18 protein-coding genes are annotated in these 22,862 nt (G+C 70.9%); 10 read left to right on the top strand and 8 right to left on the bottom strand.

The window, feature by feature from the left end; genetic code table 11:
- Positions 1–23 precede the first annotated feature (23 nt).
- Positions 24–653 (bottom strand): DUF6879 family protein, encoded by a 630-nt coding sequence (locus OG329_RS11365; protein ID WP_405794584.1) that lies wholly within the window; start codon positions 651–653, stop codon positions 24–26.
- Complete coding sequence (locus tag OG329_RS11360) at positions 646–915, bottom strand: hypothetical protein (protein ID WP_405794582.1); 270 nt, start codon at positions 913–915, stop codon at positions 646–648. The genes OG329_RS11365 and OG329_RS11360 overlap by 8 nt, the downstream gene beginning before the upstream one ends.
- A gap of 161 nt (positions 916–1,076) precedes the next feature.
- Here OG329_RS11360 and OG329_RS11355 point away from each other — a divergent pair, with 161 nt between their 5' ends.
- The 5 genes from OG329_RS11355 (at position 1,077) to OG329_RS11335 (ending at position 5,709) form a co-directional block, all read left to right on the top strand.
- A complete protein-coding gene (locus tag OG329_RS11355) occupies positions 1,077–1,664 on the top strand; it encodes an NAD(P)-binding domain-containing protein (protein ID WP_405794581.1) in 588 nt (195 codons plus the stop codon).
- Between the two features lie 77 nt (positions 1,665–1,741).
- Entirely contained in the window at positions 1,742–2,167 is a 426-nt protein-coding gene (locus tag OG329_RS11350) for a MerR family transcriptional regulator (RefSeq protein WP_405801773.1), read from the top strand.
- Entirely contained in the window at positions 2,164–2,496 is a 333-nt protein-coding gene (trxA, locus tag OG329_RS11345; protein ID WP_405794579.1) for a thioredoxin, read from the top strand. The genes OG329_RS11350 and trxA overlap by 4 nt, the downstream gene beginning before the upstream one ends.
- Before the next feature lie 151 nt (positions 2,497–2,647).
- The gene (locus OG329_RS11340) at positions 2,648–4,960 is read left to right on the top strand and encodes a HelD family protein (protein ID WP_405794577.1); all 2,313 of its coding nucleotides are present in this window, start codon (positions 2,648–2,650) and stop codon (positions 4,958–4,960) included.
- A gap of 77 nt (positions 4,961–5,037) precedes the next feature.
- A complete protein-coding gene (locus OG329_RS11335) occupies positions 5,038–5,709 on the top strand; it encodes an SDR family NAD(P)-dependent oxidoreductase (protein WP_405794575.1) in 672 nt (223 codons plus the stop codon).
- 45 nt (positions 5,710–5,754) lie between these two features.
- Here OG329_RS11335 and glgB read toward each other — a convergent pair whose 3' ends face one another.
- The 5 genes from glgB to OG329_RS11310 all read right to left on the bottom strand — a co-directional run bounded on the left by glgB (position 5,755) and on the right by OG329_RS11310 (position 15,201).
- The gene (glgB, locus tag OG329_RS11330) at positions 5,755–8,286 is read right to left on the bottom strand and encodes a 1,4-alpha-glucan branching enzyme (RefSeq protein WP_405794573.1); all 2,532 of its coding nucleotides are present in this window, start codon (positions 8,284–8,286) and stop codon (positions 5,755–5,757) included.
- 117 nt (positions 8,287–8,403) lie between these two features.
- Entirely contained in the window at positions 8,404–9,873 is a 1,470-nt protein-coding gene (locus OG329_RS11325; RefSeq protein ID WP_405794572.1) for a maltokinase N-terminal cap-like domain-containing protein, read from the bottom strand.
- Positions 9,874–10,144: 271 nt separating this feature from the next.
- A complete protein-coding gene (gene treS, locus OG329_RS11320; protein ID WP_405794570.1) occupies positions 10,145–11,869 on the bottom strand; it encodes a maltose alpha-D-glucosyltransferase in 1,725 nt (574 codons plus the stop codon).
- Complete coding sequence (locus OG329_RS11315; protein WP_405794569.1) at positions 11,866–13,908, bottom strand: alpha-1,4-glucan--maltose-1-phosphate maltosyltransferase; 2,043 nt, start codon at positions 13,906–13,908, stop codon at positions 11,866–11,868. The genes treS and OG329_RS11315 overlap by 4 nt, the downstream gene beginning before the upstream one ends.
- 375 nt (positions 13,909–14,283) lie before the next feature.
- Positions 14,284–15,201 (bottom strand): SDR family oxidoreductase, encoded by a 918-nt coding sequence (locus OG329_RS11310; RefSeq protein WP_405794567.1) that lies wholly within the window; start codon positions 15,199–15,201, stop codon positions 14,284–14,286.
- Positions 15,202–15,320: 119 nt separating this feature from the next.
- Between OG329_RS11310 and OG329_RS11305 the strand changes: the two genes are divergently transcribed.
- From OG329_RS11305 to OG329_RS11285, 5 genes are all read left to right on the top strand, one after another.
- Positions 15,321–16,286, top strand: a complete 966-nt coding sequence (locus OG329_RS11305) for an AraC family transcriptional regulator (protein WP_405794566.1) — start codon at positions 15,321–15,323, stop codon at positions 16,284–16,286.
- A 236-nt stretch (positions 16,287–16,522) separates the two neighbouring features.
- Complete coding sequence (locus OG329_RS11300; RefSeq protein WP_405794565.1) at positions 16,523–17,998, top strand: 4-hydroxyphenylacetate 3-hydroxylase family protein; 1,476 nt, start codon at positions 16,523–16,525, stop codon at positions 17,996–17,998.
- On the top strand, positions 17,995–19,629 hold the full coding sequence (locus OG329_RS11295) for an MFS transporter (protein WP_405794564.1): 1,635 nt from the start codon (positions 17,995–17,997) through the stop codon (positions 19,627–19,629). Before OG329_RS11300 ends, OG329_RS11295 begins: the two co-directional genes overlap by 4 nt.
- A 207-nt stretch (positions 19,630–19,836) precedes the next feature.
- Complete coding sequence (locus tag OG329_RS11290; protein ID WP_405794563.1) at positions 19,837–21,036, top strand: monodechloroaminopyrrolnitrin synthase PrnB family protein; 1,200 nt, start codon at positions 19,837–19,839, stop codon at positions 21,034–21,036.
- Positions 21,033–22,334, top strand: a complete 1,302-nt coding sequence (locus OG329_RS11285) for a flavin-dependent oxidoreductase (RefSeq protein WP_405794562.1) — start codon at positions 21,033–21,035, stop codon at positions 22,332–22,334. The genes OG329_RS11290 and OG329_RS11285 overlap by 4 nt, the downstream gene beginning before the upstream one ends.
- Before the next feature lie 42 nt (positions 22,335–22,376).
- On the opposite strand, the gene OG329_RS11280 is transcribed toward OG329_RS11285, so the two are convergent.
- On the bottom strand, positions 22,377–22,820 hold the full coding sequence (locus tag OG329_RS11280) for a hypothetical protein (protein WP_405794561.1): 444 nt from the start codon (positions 22,818–22,820) through the stop codon (positions 22,377–22,379).
- Positions 22,821–22,862 lie beyond the last annotated feature (42 nt).

Genomic DNA, 22,862 nt, shown 5'->3' with positions numbered 1-22,862 from the left:
TCGTTACCGTTCTGGCTGATCGTCTACTCCGGAAGGCTCGTCGGGACGGGAAGGTGTGCCACGGCCCGTTCGAAGTATGACGCGATCTCCTCGCCCGACTCGTAGAGCGACTTGATGTAGTGCTCCCATTCGGTCACCACGTCGGGCTCCGTGAAGCGGATCGCCCCCTGCGGATGCCCTGCCTCCGAGTAGAGGATGTTGAAGAGAGTCCGGCCGCCGAGCACCACGAGTTCCGGCAGCGGACCCGATCGCTCGAAAGCGGCGACGGATTCGGCGCTCACGACGCGCACGCGCGCGCCGAATCGGGCCTGTTGCCGTAGTGAGTGCAATTCCCACTGGAGATAGGGAGTCAGCGGCTCCTCGACCACGCGCACACGGTGAAAAACATGCCCCTGGCGTTCGTCCTGCCGGGCGGTGGCCGCGAGAGCGTCGCGGCGTTCCCCCATGAGTCGTAGCGACTCTTCCCATTCACCCCGCCGAAGGGCGTCACGGCTCGGACTGCCCTGCTCCTCGAAATGCTGCCGCCGCTCCAGCTTCCAGGAGCTCACGTCGCGAAGTACGGCGCTGCGCTCGCGGAAGTCCTTTCGGTACACCTCGCGGACGAGTCGCTCGCCACGCTCCGGCAGGAGGGCGGGCACATATGTCTCAGGCATCGGGAATGTCCGCCTTCGCGGCACTCAAGGTGCTTCCGGGAATCACGACCAGACGCTCGTCCGGAGCGAGTGTGACCTCTCGCGGAAGACGCGGAGCGTAATGACCGGTCAGATCCCGGCCGATCACCGCGATATCGCCGTTGTCGAGCTGCCAGATGTCGGGGCACTCGTCATTTCCGTCCGAATTCCCCAGCTCTTGCGGCGACTTGCCGAGTCGCCGCTCGAATAAGGCGGACGGATCCGCCTCCCAGGCACGGGCCATGGCTACCTCCACGCGATGTGGTCGACAGTACTGACGCGCCACATTTTACGTTCATTCGATTACGCAGAGCAACCGGTACGGTCGGTTTCGCGCCACCCCTCAGGCGCTTCCGCGCGCCGCGTACTTACCCGTAGGTGCACAGCCGACCTAATAGTCCGTACTTGTCCAGCGGCTGCGCCCCGCTCGATGATCACCTCAAGTCCACCGACCCCCAAACCCCCGCCGCCGTGACCGTCCTCGGCCTCGGCGGCATGGGCCGTGCCCTCGCCGGTGCCTTTCTCGACGCCGGGCATCCGACCACCGTCTGGAACCGTTCCCCCGGCCGCGACGCCGAGCTCGTCCGGCGTGGTGCGCTCCGCGCCCCCGACGCCGCCGCCGCGGCGCGCGCCGTCGGCCTCGTCATCGTGTGCGTCCTCGACTACGACGGCGCGTGGCAGATCGTCGAACCGCTCGGCGACGACCTCCGTGACCGCGCCCTCGTGAACCTCACCTCCGACACCCCCGAGCGCGCCCGCGAGTTCGCGCGCTGGGCCGACGGCCGTGGCGTCGGGTATCTGGACGGCGCGGTGGGCGGTCTCGGCATGATGGCGGTGAGCGTCGACCACGTCCTGCACGCGGCCCGTGACCGGGGGCTGGACGTGGCCCAGTTGACGGCGATCAAGGTCGTCGCGGACCGGGCAGTCGCCCAGGGGCACGGGGGCGACGACTGGGGGAGCACGGTCGAGGCGATCCGCCCCGCCGGTGCGTAGTCACACGGGCCCGCAGGCGTCGCGACGACTCGTCACTCGTTGCCTTGACGTCGGCGTCAAGGATTACCGTCGTGGACATGCGCATCGGCGAGCTGGCGGAGCGGGCGGGGACCAGTACCCGCACTCTGCGTTACTACGAGTCCCGCGGGCTGCTGCCCGCCCGGCGGGCGGGCAACGGCTACCGCACGTACGACGAGGACGATCTGCGGCTGATCCAGCAGATCCGGACCCTTCAGGACTTCGGGTTCGATCTGGAGGAGACGCGGCCGTTCGTCGAGTGTCTGCGGGCCGGGCATCCGGCCGGGGACTCCTGTCCCGCCTCGCTCGAGGTGTACCGGGGCAAGCTCGCCGAGCTGGACGAGCTGATCGGCCGGCTCGGTTCGATACGTGCCCAGGTCGGCGAACAGCTCGCCCAGGCCGAGGCGGCGCAGATCCCGGCCGCCGGGCCGGAGCCGCTGTGTGAGCTGACGATCCACCCGCTCCGAGAAGGGGAAGACACATGATCCAGGCAGAAGGCGTCGCCGTGGTGACGGACGACAGTTTCGAGGACGAGGTACTGAGGGCGGACCTGCCCGTGCTGGTGGAGTTCACCGCCGACTGGTGCCCGCCGTGCCGCCAGCTCGCGCCGGTGCTCAGCGCCGTGGCCGAGGAGGAGGCGGCGCGGCTCAAGGTCGTCCAGCTCGACGTGGACACCAACCCGCGGACCATGAACCGCTACGGCGTCCTCGCGATGCCGACGCTGCTGGTCTTCCGAGCCGGCGAGCCGGTGAAGTCGATGGTCGGCGCCCGCCCCAAGCGCCGGCTGCTCCAGGAGCTTCAGGACGTCATCTGACGCCTGCCACCACGACCCCGCGCACAAAAATACCCCGACACCGAATTGACGGTCGGGGTATTGCTCTGCGTATATTTGGTATTTCGACTTTCCCTTTCCCGGACAAGTCGAAACCAACTCACTGAGCAGAGTTTATCGGACAGGGGCTGAATTGTCAACCGAGGAATTGCGGAGCGAACAGCAATTCGTCTCGCTCCTCCATGAGCGTCTCGACGCGCTCCGGGAGCAGGCCGAAGGCGCCGTGCGGACATCGATCGGGCAGGTCAGCACCGGCCGACAGGCCATGGTGGAGCGGGACATCCGGGTCGCCGAGCACTCCGGCACCGTCACCACGCTGAATGCCGTGGAGTCCGGGCTCTGTTTCGGCCGTATCGATCTCACCGACGGCGCCACCCATCACATCGGGCGCATCGGAATGCGGCAGGACGACGCGGAACGCACTCCGCTGCTCATCGACTGGCGCGCTCCGGTCGCCCGTCCTTTCTATCTCGCCACCGGCTATTCGACGATGGGTCTGCGCCGTCGTCGGCACATCACCACCGAGGGGCGGCGGGTCACCGCGCTCCACGACGAGATCATGGATCTCACCGACACCACCCGCACCGGTTACGAGGACCCGGACGGCGACGCCGTCCTGCTCGCCGCGCTCGACTCGGCCCGCACCGGGCGGATGACCGACATCGTGCGGACCATCCAGGCCGAGCAGGACCGCGTCATCCGCGCGCCGCACCGTGGGGTGCTGGTCGTGGAGGGCGGGCCCGGGACCGGCAAGACCGCCGTCGCGCTGCACCGGGCCGCGTATCTGCTGTACGCGCACCGCGAGCAACTGGCCCGGCGCGCCGTGCTGATCGTCGGACCCAACCCGGCCTTCCTCGGGTACATCGGCGAGGTGCTGCCCTCGCTCGGTGAGACCGGTGTGCTGCTGGCGACGGTCGGCGAACTCTTCCCCGGCGTACGGGCGACGGCGACCGACACCCCGGCCGCCGCGGCCGTCAAGGGACGCGTGGAGATGGCGGGCGTCCTGGCCGCCGCGCTGCGCGACCGCCAGCGCGTGCCCGATCCGCACATCGAGATCGAGCACGACGACGGGACGCTGTATCTGGACCGGGCGATGGCCGAGGACGCGCGCGCCCGCGCGCGGGACGCCGACCTCCCACACAATCTGGCCCGGCCGCACTTCGCGTTCTCCGTCATCGACTCGCTCACCGAGCAGTTGGCCGAGCGGCTGGGTGCCGATCCGTACGGCGGACCGAACCTCCTCGACGCCACCGACGTCGCACAACTCGGCAAGGCGATCGCGACCAGCCCCGCGGTACAGTCCGCGATCGACGAGCTGTGGCCGACCCTCACCCCGCAGGATCTCGTCGCCGAGTATCTTGCCGAACCGGCGCATCTCCCGGACGGTGACGGCGAGTTGATCAGGCGTCAGATCAGCGGAGCCGGCCACTGGACCGAGGCCGACGTCCCGCTCCTCGACGAGGCCGCCGAACTGCTGGGCCAGGACGACGCCGCCGCGCGCGCCGCCGCCGAGGCCGAGCGGCGCGAGCGGATCGAGTACGCGCAGGGGGTGCTGGAGCTGAGTTACGGCTCCCGTACCTACGAGTTCGAGGACAAGGACGAGGAGGAGTCGGAGGTCCTGCTCGCGCACGACCTCATCGACGCCGAACGCCTCGCCGACCGCCAGGAGGAGAGCGACACCCGCAGCGCCGCCGAGCGCGCCGCCGCCGACCGCACCTGGGCCTTCGGTCATATCGTGGTGGACGAGGCGCAGGAACTGTCCGCGATGGCCTGGCGGTTGCTGATGCGCCGCTGCCCGGCCCGTTCCATGACCCTGGTCGGCGATCCGGCCCAGACCGGGGACGTGGCGGGCAGCGACTCCTGGCGGCAGATCCTGCGGCCGTACGTCGGTGAGCGCTGGGAGCATGTCCGGCTGGGCGTCAACTACCGTACGCCCACCGAGATCATGGCCGTCGCCGCCGAGGTGCGGCGGCTGGCGGACCCGGACTTCGAGCCGCCGCGTTCGGTGCGCTCGACGGGAGTCGGCCCGTGGGTACGGGAGGTGAAGCCGGCCGACCTCGTCCGTACGGCCGCCGCGAGCGCCGTCGAGCACGCGGCCTCGCACGCGGCGGAACACGGCGCCGGCGGACGGCTCGCGGTGATCGCCCCAGCCGTGCTGCTGCCCGCGCTCGCCGCCGAACTCCCCGACGCCTCCTGGGGATTCGACGCAACGGCCCTCGATCTCACCCGGCCGGTCGTCCTGCTCGATCCCCGGCAGGCGAAGGGGCTGGAGTTCGACACGGTGATCGTTCTCGACCCGGAGGCCGTTCTGGACGACTCGCCGCGCGGTGTCAACGATCTGTACGTGGCGCTGACCCGGGCGACGCAGCGGCTGGGCATCGTACGCGATGTCACCGTCCCGCCCCGGCTCGCGTACGAGAGCGCCACCGGGGCGCCCGGGGCTTGACCTTCACATTGATGTGAAGGTTTATGTTTCGACTGTCCAGCAGCGGAAGTGAAAAGGGCGAGGGAAAAGGGGCAGCCGTGTCCGGAGCGGTGATCATCGGAGTAGGGCCGGGGACAGGCCGCGCGGTGGCGCGGCGCTTCGCCCGTGAGGGGCTGCCCGTCGCGCTGGTCGCGCGCCGGGAGGAGACCCTGCGCGCGGCGGCCGGCGCGATCGCGGACACCGGCGTGCGCGTCGTCACGCAGGCGGCCGACAGCACGGACGAGACCGCCCTGCGCACGGCCCTCGACAAGGCGGCCGGTGAACTCGGCCCGCCGGACGTCGTCGTCTACAACGCGGCGCTCATCCGCGCCGACACGGTGGGGGAACTCTCCCTGCGCGAGCAGTTCGACGCCTGGGCGGTCAACGTGGGCGGCGCGCTCACCGCCGCCGCCCACGTCGCGCCCGCGATGGCGCGGCGCGGCGCCGGCACGATCCTGATCACCGGAGGCATGCCCGAGCCGAAGCCCCGGTACGTGAGCCTGTCGCTCGGCAAGGCGGGCGTACGGACCCTGGTCACCCTGCTCGACCAGACCTACGGCGCCGCGGGCGTGCACGTCGCGAGCGTCACCGTCCACGGTCCCGTCGCGGCCGGTACGGACTTCGACCCGGACGACATCGCGGACCACTACTGGCGGCTGCACACACAGCCACGGGCCGACTGGCAGCACGAGGCGCACCACATGGGCGCGGGCGGGCGGCCCACCCCTTAGGCCGTGTCCGGGCGGGCCGCACACGCGGCCCGCCCGGCAGTGTGCTCAGACCGGCTTCAGCCACAGCGTCGCCAGCGGGGGCAGCGTCAGTTGGACGCTCGCCGGGCGGCCGTGCGTGGGGACCGGCTCCGGCTTGAGGGTGTCCATGTTGAACACGTCCCCGCCGCCGTAGCGCCCCGCGTCGGTGTTGATCGCCTCCGTCCAGCCCTCGATGCCCTCCGGGACACCGATGCGGTACTGGTGCCGTACCACCGGCGAGAAGTTGGAGACGACGAGCAGCGGCGCGTCCCGCGCGTCGAAGCGCAGGAACGCGAACACGTTGTCCTCCCCGGCGTCCCCCTCCACCCACGAGAAACCCTCGGGGACGGTGTCGCGCTGCCACAGCGCCGGGGTCCGGCCGTAGACCACGTTCAGATCGCGCACCAGGTCCCGTACGCCGCGGTGGTCGGCCTCCGCCGCGTACGACGGGTCCAGCAGCCACCAGTCCGGGCCGTGGCCCTCCGACCACTCCGCGCCCTGGGCGAACTCCTGCCCCATGAACAGCAGTTGCTTGCCCGGATGCGCCCACATGTAGCCGAGGTACGCCCGGTGGTTGGCCCGCTGCTGCCACCAGTCACCGGGCATCTTGGAGACCAACGACCGCTTGCCGTGGACGACTTCGTCGTGCGAGATCGGCAGGACGTAGTTCTCGCTGTACGCGTACACCATCGAGAACGTCATCTCGCTGTGGTGGTACTTGCGGTGCACCGGCTCCTTGGAGACGTAGTCCAGGGAGTCGTGCATCCAGCCCATGTTCCACTTCAGACCGAAGCCCAGACCGCCGAAGCCGCCGGGGCCGATGTGGTGCGTGGCGCGGGTGACGCCGTCCCAGGCCGTGGACTCCTCGGCGATCGTGACGACACCGGGGCAGCGGCGGTAGACGGTCGCGTTCATCTCCTGGAGGAAGGCGACGGCGTCCAGATTCTCCCGGCCCCCGTGTTCGTTCGGCGTCCACTCGCCGGCCTCGCGGGAGTAGTCCAGGTAGAGCATGGACGCGACCGCGTCGACCCGCAGACCGTCGATATGGAACTCCTCGCACCAGTAAACGGCGTTGGCGACAAGGAAGTTGCGCACCTCGGTGCGGCCGAAGTCGAACTCCAGCGTGCCCCAGTCGGGATGCTCGGCGCGTGACGGGTCCGAGTGCTCGTACAGCGGCCTGCCGTCGAACTGGGCGAGCGCCCACTCGTCCTTCGGGAAGTGCGCCGGCACCCAGTCCACGATGACGCCGATGCCCGCCCGGTGCAGCGTGTCCACCAGGAAGCGGAAGTCGTCGGGCGTGCCCATGCGGGAGGTGGGGGCGTAGAAGCCGGTGACCTGGTAGCCCCAGGAGCCGCCGAAGGGATGCTCGGCGACCGGCATCAGCTCGACATGGGTGAAGCCCAGATCCTTGACGTACGACGGGAGTTGGAGCGCGAGTTGACGGTACGTCAGGCCCGGTCGCCAGGAGCCGAGATGGACCTCGTACACGGACATCGGCGCCTCGTGCACCGGCAGGTCGGCGCGGTGCGCCAGCCACTGTTCGTCGTGCCAGACGTGGTGCGACTGGGTGACGATCGACGCCGTCGACGGCGGCACCTCGGTGCGCCGCGCCATCGGGTCGGCGCGCAGCGTGTGCGTCCCGTCGGGCCGGGTGATGTCGAACTTGTAGAGCGCCCCCTCGCCGACGCCGGGCACGAACAGCTCCCACACACCGGTCGAGCCGAGCGAGCGCATCGGATAGACCGTGCCGTCCCAGAAGTTGAAGTCACCGGCGATCCGCACGCCCCGCGCGTTCGGCGCCCAGACGGTGAAGCGGGTGCCCGTGACGCCCTGGTGGACCATCGGGTGCGCGCCGAGCACCTTCCACAGCTCCTCGTGCCGGCCCTCGCCGATGAGATGCAGATCGAGGTCGCCGAGGGTCGGCAGGAAGCGGTACGGGTCCTGCACCTGAAGCTCGTCCGTCTCTTCGGCGGTGCTGCCGCCCTCCTCGGCCGTGGGCCCGTAACGCACCAGCAGGGAGTACTCGGGGACCTCGCGCCACGGCAGGACACCGGAGAACAACCCCTCGCCGTCGTCGTGCAGTTGGGCCCGCAGCCCCTTCGCGACGACGGTCACGCCCTTCGCGTACGGGCGCAGCACCCGCAGCACGACGCCGCCCTTGCCGGTGCGGGCGCCGAGCACGGCGTGCGGATCGTGGTGCGCGCCGCCGAGCAGCCGGTGCCGGTCGGACTCCGCGAGCGGCGGCGCCGGCCGTACGACATGGCCACCGGTCTCCTGGCGCGACTGGCGCGACTGGCGCGGCTGGCGCGGCTTCGAGGGCGTACCGGCGGCGGCCGTCTCCGGCACCGTCGCAGCGGCCTTCGGCGGCTTCGCGGGCTTCGGCGCCTTCGCGGACTTGCCGGTCGCCTTGCCGGTCGGCTTGCCCCCCTTCTCGCGCTTACGGCGTTCACCGGCGGGGGCCGGTACGCCGTCGGCGGGGAGCTGGGGCTGCGGCCGGGACTCGGGCTGGGCTTGGGGCTGCGGCTCTGACGGGTTCTCGGACGGCGGGCGGGCGGTCACGGGGGCTGCCTCCTCGGTGCGGGTGACGGGGGTCTGGGGGCCGGTGGGCCGAGGGGCGGCCCACCGGTCAACGGTGGCGGCGGTTCGTCTCGCGCGATCGGCGCCGCGTGATCGGTGTCAGGGGCGGTGGCCGGCCAGCCGGTGGATCGCCGCCATCGGGACGGGCAGCCAGTCGGGGCGGTTGCGGGCCTCGTACAGCACCTCGTACACCGCCTTGTCCGTCTCGTAGGCCCGCAGCAGCGCCGCGTCCTCACGCGGGTCGGTGCCCGTCGCCTCGGCGTAGCCGTCGCAGTACGCGGAGCGGGAGCGCTCCGCCCAGTCGGGGTTCCAGGGAAGGTGGGAGCGCGCGGCGTAGTCGAAGGAGCGGAGCATGCCCGCCACGTCGCGCACCGCGGGCTGCGGGCGGCGGCGTTCGGTGAGGGGCCGGGCCGGTTCGCCCTCGAAGTCGATCAGGGACCACTCGCCGTCCGGTGTCCGCAGCGTCTGGCCGAGATGCAGATCGCCGTGCACACGCTGCGCCCGCGTATCGAGATCCCGCCCGCTGCCGGACCGCGCCAGCGCGTCGAAGGCGGTACGCAGCCCCGCGACGTACGGCAGCAGCGCGGGCACCGCCTGCGCGGTGGCGTCCAGGCGCCCGGACATGGCCCCGGCCAACTGAGCCGTCTGGCGCGGCCCGAGCGACACGGTCGGCAGCGCGGCGGCGAGCGCGAGGTGCACCTCGGCGGTGGCCCGTCCCAGCGCACGCGCCTCGTCGGTGAAGCCACGGCCGTCGGCCAGCGCGCGCAGGGCGAGCTGCCAGCCGTCCTCGGAGTCCTGGAGGAACGGCTGGAGCACCCCGAGCGTCAGGGGTTCCCGGCCGGCCCCGCCGCCCATGTCCGCGCCCACGGCCTCGAACCAGGCGACCGGCGACGGCACCCGCCGGCAGCCCTGTCGGGCGAGGGCGAGCGGCAGCTCCAGATCGGGGTTGGCGCCGGGGAAGACCCGGCGCAGGATCTTGAGGATGTACTCCTCGCCGTAGACGAGCGAGGAGTTCGACTGCTCCGCGCCGAGCAGCCGAGGCACGAGCCCGGCCGGGATCTCGACGGCCCGGTCGAAGCGCAGCGGCCCCAGGGCGCCGGGGGAGCGCAGATGCTCCAGCAGCAGATCGGTCAGGTGCGGATCGTGCAGCGCCTCGTAGACGGTCCGGCCGGCCAGCGGCCCCGTGCCGACGACGCCGACGCGGGCGGCGGCGAGGCCCGGCGGCAGGGCGGACCGTACGCCCAGCAGCAACTGGTAGCAGTCGTCGGTGGGGGCGACGGGGACCGGTGGCGCGTCCAGGTCGGGGGTGGAGCGCTGTTCGACGCGTACCAGCAGATGCAGCAGGCCGGGATCGGCGCCGGGAGCGCCCGGAGCGCCGGGCGGCAGCAGTTCGGTGGCGGCCACCGCCGAGAAGCCCGTGATCGGCCGGCCCTTGCCCGCGAACCAGCGCTGTCGCGGCAGCCACTCGTGCAGCAGCGGCGCGAGCGATTCGACCAGTCTCCCGGCTCCGGCGGGCGGGAGCGCCCCACCGGGGCTTGGTGAGCTCCGGGTGGATGCAGCCTTCGACATGGCATCGCGTCCTTTCCCCGGGCACACCACAGGATGCGCAGAGTGTCCCGGATTGCGGCAACGGAGTCCGGCTGTGCGGGACGTGTCGGGTGAGGATGGTCCGTACGGACCGAAAGCCCGCCCGGCGCGGGGAGTCCGCCCGGACCGTGAATCGGTTCGTAACGACGGACTCGATGTCGGGGATGGTGCCCCGTGCGAGGCGGTGGTAACCGACCGCCTCGCACTCGCGTTCTGGCCGGTCGATTTCCACCGGCCCTCGAACGCCTGGCCGTCAGCCGGGCGCGGGGTCCTGCCTGAGCCGGAACCAGTAGAAGCCGTGGCCCGCCAGCGTCAGCAGATAGGGCCAGTCGCCGATCGCCGGGAAGCGCACCCCGCCGATCAGTTCCACCGGATGGCGCCCGCTGAACGCGCGCAGATCCAGCTCGGTGGGCTGCGCGAAGCGCGAGAAGTTGTGCACGCACAGCACCAGGTCGTCGCCGTTGCCGTCCTGCGAGGGCGCCTCGCGCAGGAACGCGAGCACCGCCGGGTTGGTCGACGGCAGTTCCGTGTACGAGCCGAGCCCGAAGGCCGGGTTCGACTTACGGATCTCGATCATCCGGCGCGTCCAGTGCAGCAGCGACGACGGCGACGCCATCGCGGCCTCGACGTTCGTCACCTGGTAGCCGTAGACCGGGTCCATGATCGTCGGGAGGTAGAGCCGCCCGGGGTCGCAGGAGGAGAAGCCCGCGTTGCGGTCCGGCGTCCACTGCATCGGGGTCCGTACGGCGTCGCGGTCGCCGAGCCAGATGTTGTCGCCCATCCCGATCTCGTCCCCGTAGTAGAGGATCGGGGAGCCGGGCAGCGACAGCAGCAGAGCGGTGAACAGCTCGATCTGGTTGCGGTCGTTGTCCAGCAGCGAGGCGAGGCGGCGCCGGATGCCGATGTTGGCGCGCATCCGCGGATCCTTGGCGTACTCCGCGTACATGTAGTCGCGCTCTTCGTCCGTGACCATCTCGAGCGTCAGCTCGTCGTGGTTGCGCAGGAAGATGCCCCACTGGCAGCCGGTCGGGATCGCCGGGGTCTTGGACAGGATCTCCGAGACGGGATAGCGCGACTCGCGCCGTACGGCCATGAAGATGCGCGGCATCACCGGGAAGTGGAACGCCATGTGGCACTCGTCGCCGCCCTTGGCGTAGTCGCCGAAGTAGTCGACCACGTCCTCCGGCCACTGGTTGGCCTCGGCGAGCAGCACCGTGTCCGGATAGTGCGTGTCGCAGATCTCGCGGACCTCGCGCAGCAGCGCGTGGGTGGCGGGGAGATTCTCGCAGTCGGTGCCCTCCTCCTGGTAGAGGTACGGCACGGCGTCGAGACGGAAGCCGTCGATGCCCAGGTCCAGCCAGAAGCGCAGCGCCGAGATGATCTCCTCGCGCACGGCCGGGTTCTCGTAGTTGAGGTCCGGCTGGTGGGAGAAGAAGCGGTGCCAGTAGTACTGCTTGCGGACCGGGTCGAAGGTCCAGTTGGACGTCTCGGTGTCGACGAAGATGATCCGCGCTTCCGGGAACTGCTTGTCGTCGTCGGCCCAGACGTAGTAGTCGCCGTACGGCCCGTCGGGGTCCTTGCGGGACTCCTGGAACCAGTCGTGCTGGTCGCTGGTGTGATTCATGACGAAGTCGATGATCACGCGCATGCCGCGTTGGTGGGCGGCGTCGACGAACTCCACGAAGTCGGCGAGGTCGCCGAACTCGGGGAGTACGGCGGTGTAGTCGGAGACGTCGTAACCGCCGTCTCTCAGTGGGGACTTGAAGAACGGCGGCAGCCAGAGACAGTCGACACCGAGCCACTGGAGATAGTCCAGTTTGGCGGTGATGCCTTTCAGATCTCCGACGCCGTCGCCGTTGCTGTCCTGGAACGAGCGCACCAGGACTTCGTAGAAGACGGCTCGTTTGAACCAGTCGGGGTCACGGTCCTTCGCGGGAGTGTCCTCGAACGTGTCGTGGACGGGCTCATTGATGATCATGTTGTGGGTGACCCTCCGATCGGCGGGGACGGTCGCAGAACGACGATGTGCGCGGGTGTGACACCCGGCTCCAGGCGCACGTAGTTGGCCCTGCCCCAGTGGTAGATCTCTCCGGTGAGCTCGTCGCGCACCGGGGCGGTCTCGTGCCAGTCGAGGCCGAGCCGCGGCATGTCCAACGAGACCGTTGCCTCCTGGGTGTGGTGAGGGTCGAGGTTCACGACGATCAGCACGACATCCGGGCCGGAACCCGATCCCGCGTCCGTGCCCGATCCCGATCCCGTGCCCGTGTCTGTGCCCGACCGCTTGCTGTATGCGATGACCGCGTCGTTGTCGGTGTGGTGGAAGTGGATGTCGCGCAACTGCCGCAGCGCGGGGTGCCGGCGTCTGATCCGGTTGAGCGCGGTGATGAGCGGGGCGATGGTGCGTCCCTCTCGCTCCGCCGATTCCCAGTTGCGGGGGCGCAGCTCGTACTTCTCCGAATGCAGGTACTCCTCGCTCCCGGCTTTCACCGGGGCGTTCTCCATGAGTTCATACCCTGCGTAGACGCCCCAGGACGGCACCATCGTCGCGGCGAGTACCGCGCGTACCTCGAATGCCGGACGGCCGCCGTTCTGAAGATAGGCGTGCAGGATGTCGGGCGTATTGACGAAGAAATTCGGGCGCATGTACGAGGCGGCCTCGCCCGACAGCTCGGTGAGGTAGTCCGTCAGTTCCTGCTTGGTGGTACGCCAGGTGAAGTACGTGTACGACTGCTGGAAGCCGATCGCGCCCAGCGTGTGCATCATCGCCGGCCGGGTGAACGCCTCGGCCAGGAAGATCACATCGGGGTCGCTCGCGTTGATGTCGGCGATCACCCGCTCCCAGAACACCACCGGCTTGGTGTGCGGATTGTCGACGCGGAAGATCCGCACGCCGTGGTCCATCCAGTACCGCAGCACCCGCAGCGTCTCCGCGACCAGGCCGTCCATGTCGCGGTCGAAGGCGATCGGGTAGATGTCCTGGTACTTCTTGGGCGGATTCTCGGCGTACGCGATCGTGCCGTCCGCGCGGTGGTGGAACCACTGCGGGTGTTCCTTGACCCAGGGGTGGTCGGGGGAGCACTGGAGGGCGAAGTCCAGCGCGATCTCCATGCGCAGCGAGGCGGCCTTCGCCACGAAGGCGTCGAAGTCCTCGATCGTGCCGAGGTCGGGGTGGATCGCGTCGTGGCCGCCGTCCGCCGAGCCGATGGCCCACGGGACGCCGACGTCGTGCGGGCCGGCGGAGAGCGTGTTGTCCGGGCCCTTGCGGTGCGCCGTGCCGATGGGGTGGACCGGCGGCAGATAGACGACGTCGAAGCCCATCGCGGCGACGGCGGGCAGCCGCTCGGCGGCCGTCCTGAACGTGCCGCTGACCGGTGGCTTTCCTTCGGCGACGACGGCCCCCTCGGAGCGCGGGAACAGCTCGTACCAGGAGCCGTACAGCGCCCTCTCGCGCTCCACCAGCAGCTTGACCGGCTTGGCCGACGAGACGAGCTCGCGCAGCGGGTGGCGCGCCAGGGCGTCGTCGGCCTCCGGGGTGAGGGCGGCGGCGAGCCGGGCGGCGGCCGGGCGGCGCTGGTCGCGCAGGGCGTCGACGGCGGCCAGGACCGCCTCGCGGCCGTCGCGTTTGGGGACGCCGGCCGCCGCCCGCTCGTAGAGCGCGGCGCCCTCGGCCAGGACCAGCGCCGTGTCGATCCCGGCGGGGATCTTGATCTGGGCGGTGTGGCGCCAGGTGGCGAGCGGATCGCTCCACGCCTCCACCTTGTAGGTCCAGTGGCCTTCGGACGTCGGTGTGACGTCGGCGCCCCAGCGGTCGGTGCCGGGGGCCAGCTCACGCATGGGGGTCCAGGGGCCGGGCCGGCCGTCCGGGCCGCGCAGGACGACGTTGGCACCGACCGCGTCGTGGCCCTCGCGGAAGACGGTCGCGGTGACCTGGAACGTCTCGCCGCTCACCGCCTTGGCGGGGCGTTTGCCGCAGTTGACGAGGGGGCGTACGTCCAGGACGGGAATGCGACCGATCATGAGATCACCTGAGGGCTGAGCGGGCGTGGCAGGCAGGGCGGGCCGAACGATTCGAGGGGCTTTTGGGGGTATTTACTCTTTGATGTTATTTGTAGCTGCTCTGTCGGTGACTGGCGGGCTGCGCGCATGGCCGCTCCTGTCCGCGTTCACTCCAATAGCGGTGGAATCGGGTGAAACGAGCGTGCTTGCCGTACGTACCGGATGAGCCTTCCCACGATGCTCGGGTCCACAATCCGCCGCCCCGTTAAGACCTGGGCAACTCTCGGGGCGTGGCCGCGACCGGCCGGATCCGGACACGTGAACGCCCCGCCCTCGCGGGCCGCCGGGGCGGCTTCCGCGAGAACGGGGCGGGGTCGGGTTCCGCCGGTGGGGGAGTCAGCTCGTCTCCGCCGACCAGACCTGCCACGGCTGGCGCGTCACCCACTCGTCCACCGGCGCCGGTTTCACGGCGAGCGCGTCCGCCGCCCGGCAGTTGTCGCCCGCCATCAGCAGCGGGTCGGTGCCCGTCGCCATGTAGTGGTAGATGCCCGCGACCCCGGCCGCCGCGTCGGCCCCGGCGACCTGGGACAGCGCCTGCTCGAACACCGACGGCGGCAGCGGCAGATACCGCACCTCACGGCCGAGCCCGGTGGTGAACGCCGAGGCCAGCTCGTCGCCGGTCAGCGACTCGCTCCCGCCGATGTCGAAGGTCTCGCCCACCACACCGTCCGCGGTGAGCGCCGCGAAGACCGCCTCCGCGAGATCGCGGTGCGAGATCCAGGCGGCGGGGGTGTCGCCGGGCAGCGGGTAGGCCAGCACGCCCTCGGTGACGAGCGCCGGACCGTTCCACGGGCTGAACAGGTTGTCCAGATAGACCGGCGGCCTCAGCACCACCAACGGCACACCGCTCGCCCGCAGTTCCTCCTCGGCGATCCGGCGCGTCTCGAAGGCGGCGACATTCGTCGACTCCGCCGGGATACGCGTGTTGGCGTTGTAGACGAGGCGCTGGATTCCGGCCTCGCGCGCCGCCGTGGCGACATTACGGGCGTAGCGCCGCACCTGCTCCGTCCCGTACACCAGCGGCATCACCACGCAGGCGTGCGTCGCGCCCTCCATCAGCCGCCCCACATCGGCGGGATCGGCCAGGTCACCAGCCACGAACGAGGTGCCGGGGAGCGGCGGCCGGTCCGCCTCGGCGGTGCGGGTGAGCGTACGGACCCGCTGTCCGCGCTCGGCCAGCAGACGGGCCACGGCACCGCCCTGGAACCCGGTCGCCCCCACGACGGCGACGCGCATCGGAATCTGATCGGACATGTGTCTGAAGGCCCTTCGATAGGGTGTGTCTGCTGTCTATGACGGCTCTTTCACAAGGCTGGCGGCGTCGGCTTCGGCCGATCAATTAACAAACCGGGGCGGGGGTTGAAGGATCGTCCATGGAACCGATGGAGCCCATCAAGACCGAGAGTGACGATCTCCTGAGCGAGCTGCTGAAGCCGCTGAGGCTCACGGGGGTCTTCGACAGTCGTTGGCACGTCAGCGCGCCGTGGGCCATCGAGGGCGACGCCGAGCAGAGCTGCGCGATCCTCCACTACATCGTCGAGGGCTGCTGCTGGATCAGCGGTGAGGGCCAGACGCCGGTGGAGCTTCGCGAAGGCGATCTCGCGGTCTTCCCCACCGGCACCGCGCACCGCATCTCCGACCGGCCGGACCGGGGCGGCGGGCTGCGGCTCGCGGCCGTACTGCCCGAGCGGCAGCCCGGCACCTCGGGCGAGCTGAGAATAGAGGGCGGCGGGCCGGAGAGCCGGCTGCTCTGCGCCGGACTGCACTACGACGCGAGCGCCGCCACCGGCCTGTACACGGCGCTGCCGTGGGCGCTGGTCCTCGACCGCACCCAGGTGGACAACGAACCGCTGCTGCGCGACACACTGCGGCTGCTCGCCTCGACGCAGCGCCCCGTGGGCCCCGGCGACCGCCTCATCACCCTGCGCGCCTTCGAGATGGCGCTGGTCCTGGCGCTGCGACCGCTGCTGCGGGAGATCGCGGACAATCCGGCCTCGCTGCCGGTCCTGAGCCATCCGGGCATCAGCAGGGCGATGGTGATCATCGCGACGCGGTTCGCCGAGCCGTGGACGATCGAGTCCCTGGCGCGGGAGGTCGGCATGTCCCGATCGGCCTTCACCGCCGCCTTTCGCGAACTCGTGGGCGAGGCCCCGGCCCGGCATCTGACGGGGCGTCGGATGCAGGAGGCGGCGCGGCTGTTGGGGGAGACGTCGCTGCCGCAGTCGGCGGTGCCGCAGCGGGTCGGTTACCGCAGCGCGGTCGGTTTTCATCTTGCGTTTCGCAAGTGGTACGACAGGACGCCCGGCGAGTACCGCAGCGGTCAGGTGCCCGCCGCGTAGGGCGCGCCGAGGTCGCGGTCTGGCCGGTTATTAAGGACCGCTGGACGGTCGTTCATTGCTCACGGCGCTTGCGCCAGGGAAGGCTCTCAGTCAGTGGGAGGGCCGTTCCGCATGTGCTCGATGTGCCGGGCGAGTCGCAGGTGTCGCAGGATTCGTTTCAATCGCGTTCGATTCGTTTCGATCCGTTTCGATCCGTTCGGTTCGTTGGGTTCGTTTGATCCGTATGAGGAGAAGTTTTGACCAGATCGGGTCAGGAGTATCTGGAGTCGTTGCGCGACGGCCGTTCGGTATGGCTGGACGGCGAGCGGGTCGAGGACATCACGCGGCATCCGGCGTTCCGTAACACGGCGGGGTCCATCGCCCGGCTCTACGACCTGGCGCACGACTCCGCGCACACACCGGTGCTGACGCGTGACGGCGTGCACCGGGCGTACGCCGTGCCGCGCGGCTACGAGGATCTGGTCGCGCGCCGGCGTGCGTACAAGGTGTGGGCCGAGGCGAGCTTCGGCTTCCTGGGGCGTACGCCGGACTACATGGCGGGCGGCGCGGCCGGATTCGCCGCGCTGCCGGGTGTCTTCACCACCGACAACTTCGACGGCGCGGCGAACGCGCTCGCGTACCACCGGCGGCTCGCCGACGGCGACCTGTACCCGACCTTCACGATCACCAACCCGCAGGGCGCCAGGACCCCGTTCGACGCGCGCGGGGGCACGGCGGACGACGATCCGGTGGTGCGGGTGGTCGCCGAGAAGGACGGCGGGATCGTCGTACGGGGCGCCAAGATGATCGGCACGGCGGCGGTCTTCGGCAACGAGGTCATCGTCGGGACGATCGAACCGCTCGCGCCGCGCGACGTGGAGCGCGCCGTCTGCTTCTCGATACCCGTCGACACACCGGGGCTCAGCTTCATCTCCCGCGTCTCGTACGAGGGCCGGGCGCGCAGCGTCTTCGACAACCCGCTGTCGTCGCGGTTCGACGAGAACGACGCGCTGCTCGTCTGCGACGACGTCTTCGTCCCGTGGGAGCACGTCCTCACCTACCGGAACGTCGACGCGAGCTTCGGGATGTGGTGGCGCACACCGGCGTACGTGAACTTCGTGCACCAGGCCGCGACGCGCTTCTGGACCAAGCTCGAATTCCTCGCCGGGATAGCGATCCTGCTGACGAAGTCCAACGGGACGTACGAACTGCCCCCCGTCACCCAGGCCATCGGCAAGCTGCTGGGCAAGGTTGCCCAGGCGAAGGCGTTCGTGCTGGCCGCCGAGGCGAGTTACGAAGAGGTCGACGGCGGGCGCGGCGGAGTGATGCCCGGCAAGGACATCTCCTTCGCGCAGCGCATCATGGCGGGCGAGCTGTATCCGCAGGCCGTACAGGAGATCAAACTCCTCGCGGGCGGCGGGGTGATCCAACTGCCCGCGTCGGGCGAGGACTTGCTCCATCCGGAGCTGGGGCCGCTGGTACGGCGGTACATGGGGGCGCCCGGTCATTCGTCCGAGGGCCGGATCAAACTGCTGAAACTGGCCTGGGACGCGCTCGGTTCGGAGTTCGCCTCCCGCCACGAGCAGTACGAACGCTTCTACCACGGTGCGCCGCACGTCTATCTGACGCAGCAGGCATGGGAGGGCGACACGGAGTCCTGCGAGCGACTGGCCCGCGCGTGTATCGACGGCTACGCGCTCGGCGGTGAGCCCGAGGGGCCGGATTCAAGATGACCGGCACACGCGGGAACGGGCGGGCGGACGGGGTCGAGTCCGCCGCCGGCGCCTCGGCACTCGGCGCGGAGGAGTCGGCACCCGGCCGTGCCCGTTCCGGCGACGGGGCCGGCACACAGTCTCCCGGCGTCCCGGGGTTTCGCGCCCCCGGCCCCGTGGCGCCGGGATCCGATCAGCGACCGGGACCGCGACCCCGCCCGCGACCGGCCGGGCGCGGAGCCAAGGCCGGCCTCGCGCTGCTCGCCTCCACGCAGTTGCTGCTCATCATGGACACCGCGATCATCAACGTCGCCCTGCCGTCCGTCGGCAAGGACCTCGGATCCGGCTCCGCCGGTCTGTCCTGGGTCGCCAACGCGTTCCTGATCACCTTCGGCGGGCTGCTGCTCCTCGGCGGCCGGGCCGCCGATCTGCTCGGCCACCGGCGGGTGTTCCTCGGCGGGCTCGGGGTGCTCGGCGCCGCCTCCGCGGTCGGCGGGGCCGCCGGTTCGGTGGAGGTGCTTGTCGGGGCGCGCGCCGTCCAGGGCGTCGGTGCCGCGCTCGCCGCCGCCGCCGCGTTCGCGCTGCTGCTGAACCTGTTCCCCGACGGCCCCGACCGCCACAAGGCTCTCGGCGCCTTCGCCGCGATGGGCGGACTCGGCGGCGTCCTGGGCACCGTACTCGGAGGCGTACTCACCGATCTCCTCGGCTGGCGCTCCACCTTCTGGCTGAACGTCCTCGGCGCGCTCGTCCTCGCCGCCCTCGCCCTGCGGCTCCTCGACGGCAACACCCGCAGCGCCGAACGCGGCTTCGACATCGGCGGCGCGCTCACCGCGACCGCGGGCCTGGGGCTCGTGGCGTACGGCCTCGTCGGCGCCGGCGAGGCGGGCTGGACCAGCGCGCGGACCCTCGGCGTGTTCGCCGCCGGGCTCGTACTCCTGGCGGCGTTCGCCGCCTTGGAGAAACGAATCGCCCACCCGCTCGTGCCGCCCGCCGTCCTGCGCCGCCGTGCCCTGCGGCTCGCCAACTGCCTGAGCGCACTGGCCCAGATGGCGCTTTTCCCGATGTTCTTCCTGGTCAGCCTCTATCTCCAGAGCGTCCTGGACCAGACCCCCCTCATCGGCGGACTCGGCCTGCTGCCGCTGTCCCTCGTCGTCGTCGCCACCGCCCCGCAGACCGGCCGCCTCATCCACCGGCTCGGACTGCGCGCCACGATGACACTCGGCTTCACCCTGCTGTTCGTCGGCATGCTCTGGCTGGCGCTCGCGCTCGCCGCCGAGGGCACCTTCTTCTCCACCGTCCTCGCGCCCAGCCTCGTGCTGGGCGCCGCGCTGCCGCTCGTCATGGTCACCACCAACGTGGCCGCGACCGCCGACGCGGCGCCGGGCGAGACCGGGCTCGCCTCCGGACTCATCAACACCAGCCAGCAGTTCGGCTCCGTACTCGGCCTCGCCGTCCTCGTCGCCGTCGCCACCGCCCGTACCGACGCGCTCGGCGCGACCGGCTCCGCCGACGAGACCGCCGGCTTCAAGGCCGCCCTCGTCGTCGGCGCCGTCTTCGCCGCCTGCGCCGCGCTGCTCTCCTTCCGGCTACGGCTCCCCGCGCCTGTGTCCGCGCCCCCGCACCAGGACCGGGTCGGCGGCGCCCCGGAGTAGACCAGGAGGAGGAGCGAGTGCGCAGGCGGGGCGGGGCCCGGTCGACGGTCCAGGTCCGGACAGGGCCAGGGGGGAAGCCGCGACGGGGCGAAGGGGCCGCCGGCCGGTCGGGGCGCGTGATCGAGCGCGACAGTGGCCGCGACGGCGGGACACCGCCCGTCCCGTGTCCCACCACCCACCCGACCCACGCCCGAGGGGGGCACTTCCATGACGTTGTACGACCTTGTCGCGCCCGCGATCGAGGCGCGCTGTGAACCGCGCTACCGCATAGCCGGCATACGCGCAGCCGATCCACTGGGCGCCGACGCGATACTCGCCGCCGTACCCGCGATGAACCGGGACGCCGACGTCCCCGCGCTCAGCGTCGCCCTGCGCACGCTCGTCCCCGATCCCGACCGCACCGCCTCGCTGGGCGTGGTCGACGCGCTCGCCGCCGTACGCGACCTCGGTCTGCTCCTCGGCTCGATCAAACGGCACGGTGTGGAACCGCTCGCCGCCGTCCCCGAAGTCCTGCCCGCGCTCCAGGAGTTGGGCCGGCGCACCGACATGGTGCCGCGCGACACCGTGCACCACTACACGACGTGGAATCCGCTCGGCGACCGCCAGCGCATGTACACCGGCGAGCGGATGGAGGGGCACCTCCAGGACGCCGTACGCATGGTCTTCCCCGCGCTCGTCGCCTCGCTCGACACCTGCGCGGAGGTGGCGGGTCTGGAGCCGTACGACCCCCGCTTCGCCGACGCGCTCGACCGTACGGGCGAGCACGTGCAGGCCATGGTCGACTCCATCGACTTCACCGTCGCGCAGGTCACGCCGGACTTCTTCGCGCGCGGGCTGCGCCCGTACTTCGAGGAGGTCGACGTCGACGGCCACGACTATCTGGGCCCGGCGGCGGCGCAGGTACCGCTGTGGCTGGTCGATCTGACGCTGTGGCAGAGCGACCGGAGCAGTCCGGAATACGACGCGTTCCTCGACGAGTCCGTGCGCTACAGCCTGCCGTCGTGGCGGGCCTTCCACGCGGCGCACCGGGGCTCGACGTCCGCCGTCAGCAAGCTGTCCGCCGCGATCAGTTGGGAGTCGACGCCGCGGCTGCCACCCGTGCTGGAGGCGTCGGCGCAGGCGCTGGCGCGGGTGCTGCGGATCCTCAAGACGTTCCGCGCGAGACATATCGGCATCGCGCGCAAGGCGTACAGCGACGAACTGCGGCTGTACGACGCGGGCAGCGGGGGCGCGCCGATCGCGCTGCTGCGGTCGGTGCTGGATCTGACGCGGGACAACGAGACGCTGGTGCGGCACGCGAATGTGCGCATGCACGCGCCGATGACCGCGTCCGCGTCGGGGCCCAAATCCGCGCCCGCGCCCGTGCCCGCCACCCCACCGCTCTGCGAGAGGAGATTGACCCCATGACCCACATCATGATCGCGGGCGGCGGCATCGCCGGTCTCACCGCGGCCCTGTCCCTGCACGCCGCCGGTTTCGACCGGATCACCGTCGTGGAGGCGGTCCGGGAGATCCAGCCTCTCGGCGCCGGGCTGAACATCATGCCCAACGCCGTACGCGAACTCGACGCGCTCGGGCTGCTCGGCCGACTGGACGAGTGCTCCGTACGCACCGCGGAACTGCGCTACTACCACCGCGCCGGCGGGCTCATCTCCCGCGAGCCGCGCGGCCTGGCGGCCGGCTATCTGTGGCCCCAACTGTCCATCCACCGCGGCGACCTGCAACGGGTCCTCGCCGACGCGGTACGCGAAAGGCTCGGCAGTGACGCGGTGGTCGCCGGGGTGCGGGTGGGCGGCGTGGAGACCTCGGCGGACGGCCGCGCGCGCGTCCTGCTCGCGCACCGCGACGTGCGGGGCGGGAGCCGCGGGAGCGGGGCCTCCCTGGAGCCCGACGTACTGATCGGCGCCGACGGCATCCGCTCGGCGGTCCGCGCCGCGCTGAACCCCGACGAGGGCGAGCCGCCGTGGAACGGCATGCTCGTGTGGCGCGGCGTCTCGCGCGTCCCGGCGCACCGCGCGGGCACGTTCATGTTCATCGCGGGCGACGACCGGCAGAAGGCCGTGGTCTACCCGATGACGCACCCCGGCTCCGTCGGCCGGGACCGGCACGTCCTGGTCAACTGGGCGCTGGCGATGCCCGCGACGGAGATCGCCGCCGCCGGGCGCGGCGACTGGAACCGGCCGGTGCCGGTCGCGAAGTTCGCGCACCACTACGCGGGCTGGGAGTTCGACGGCATCAGCGTCCCCGAGATCCTGGCCGCCGCCGACCGCGCCTTCGAGTACCCGATGGTGGACCGCGAACCGCTGGCGCGCTGGACCCACGGCCGTACGACCCTGATCGGCGACGCGGCCCACGCGATGTACCCGATCGGCTCGAACGGTGCGACGCAGTCGATCGTCGACGCGCGTGCGCTGGCGCACGCGATGGCGACGCACCCCGACCGCTCCGAGGCCCTGACGGCGTACGAGACGCAGCGCCGCCCGGCCATGACGGAGCTGCAACACGCCAACCGCCGGCAGGGCCCGGAGGTCGTGATCAACCTGGCCCACGCGCGCGCCCCCGAGGGCTTCACCGACATCGCGGACGTGATCCCGCCGTCCGAACTGGCGGAGATCGCGTCGCGGTACGCGACGACGGGCGCGTTCGACCCGGATTCGGTGAACGCGGGCTCCCCGTACGAGCCCCCGCTGGGCGTGCGCTCCTGAACGGGCGGGGCGGTGCTCCCCCACCGCCCCGCCTGACCGTCGTCAGCGGGCGAGGGCCAAGTCGCGTGCCTGGGTCATGAGTTCGGTGTTGGTGAGGGTGAGGCGTCCGGTGTGGAGGCGGTCGTGTCCGTAGGTGGTCTTGAAGAGGTCGGTGGTGCTGTCACGCTCCAAGGACCAGTGCACGTCGTTGAGTTCAAGGCTGCCGGGTTTGCGGATGACGCGTCCGCTCCAGCCGGTGCACAGCAGCCAGCACGCTTCGGCGAATCCGGGTCCACCGGCGGAGCCGTAGACCTTCCTCGGGTGGTGGCGTGCGGCGATGTCCATGAGGGGCAGGTCCGGGACGCCGTCGACAGGGACGTAGCCCACGACAGCGGTCTGTCCGAAGGCCCCGAGGGTGGTGTACGCGAGGATGCCGTACCGGTCCGGCCAGGTATGGAGGAGTGGGAGGACGGTGACTCTCCCGGTGCCCGTCATGGGTTGTGCCATGAGCGTCCTTTCGCGACGGACCGGCCCGCCCCGGGTGTTGCG

Origin of the sequence: Streptomyces sp. NBC_01506 (genome assembly GCF_045040295.1) — a bacterium.
In the GTDB taxonomy this organism is placed as follows: domain Bacteria; phylum Actinomycetota; class Actinomycetes; order Streptomycetales; family Streptomycetaceae; genus Streptomyces.
The sequence above is the reverse complement of the archived record's forward strand: the minus strand, read 5'-3'. Positions and strand labels throughout refer to the sequence as shown.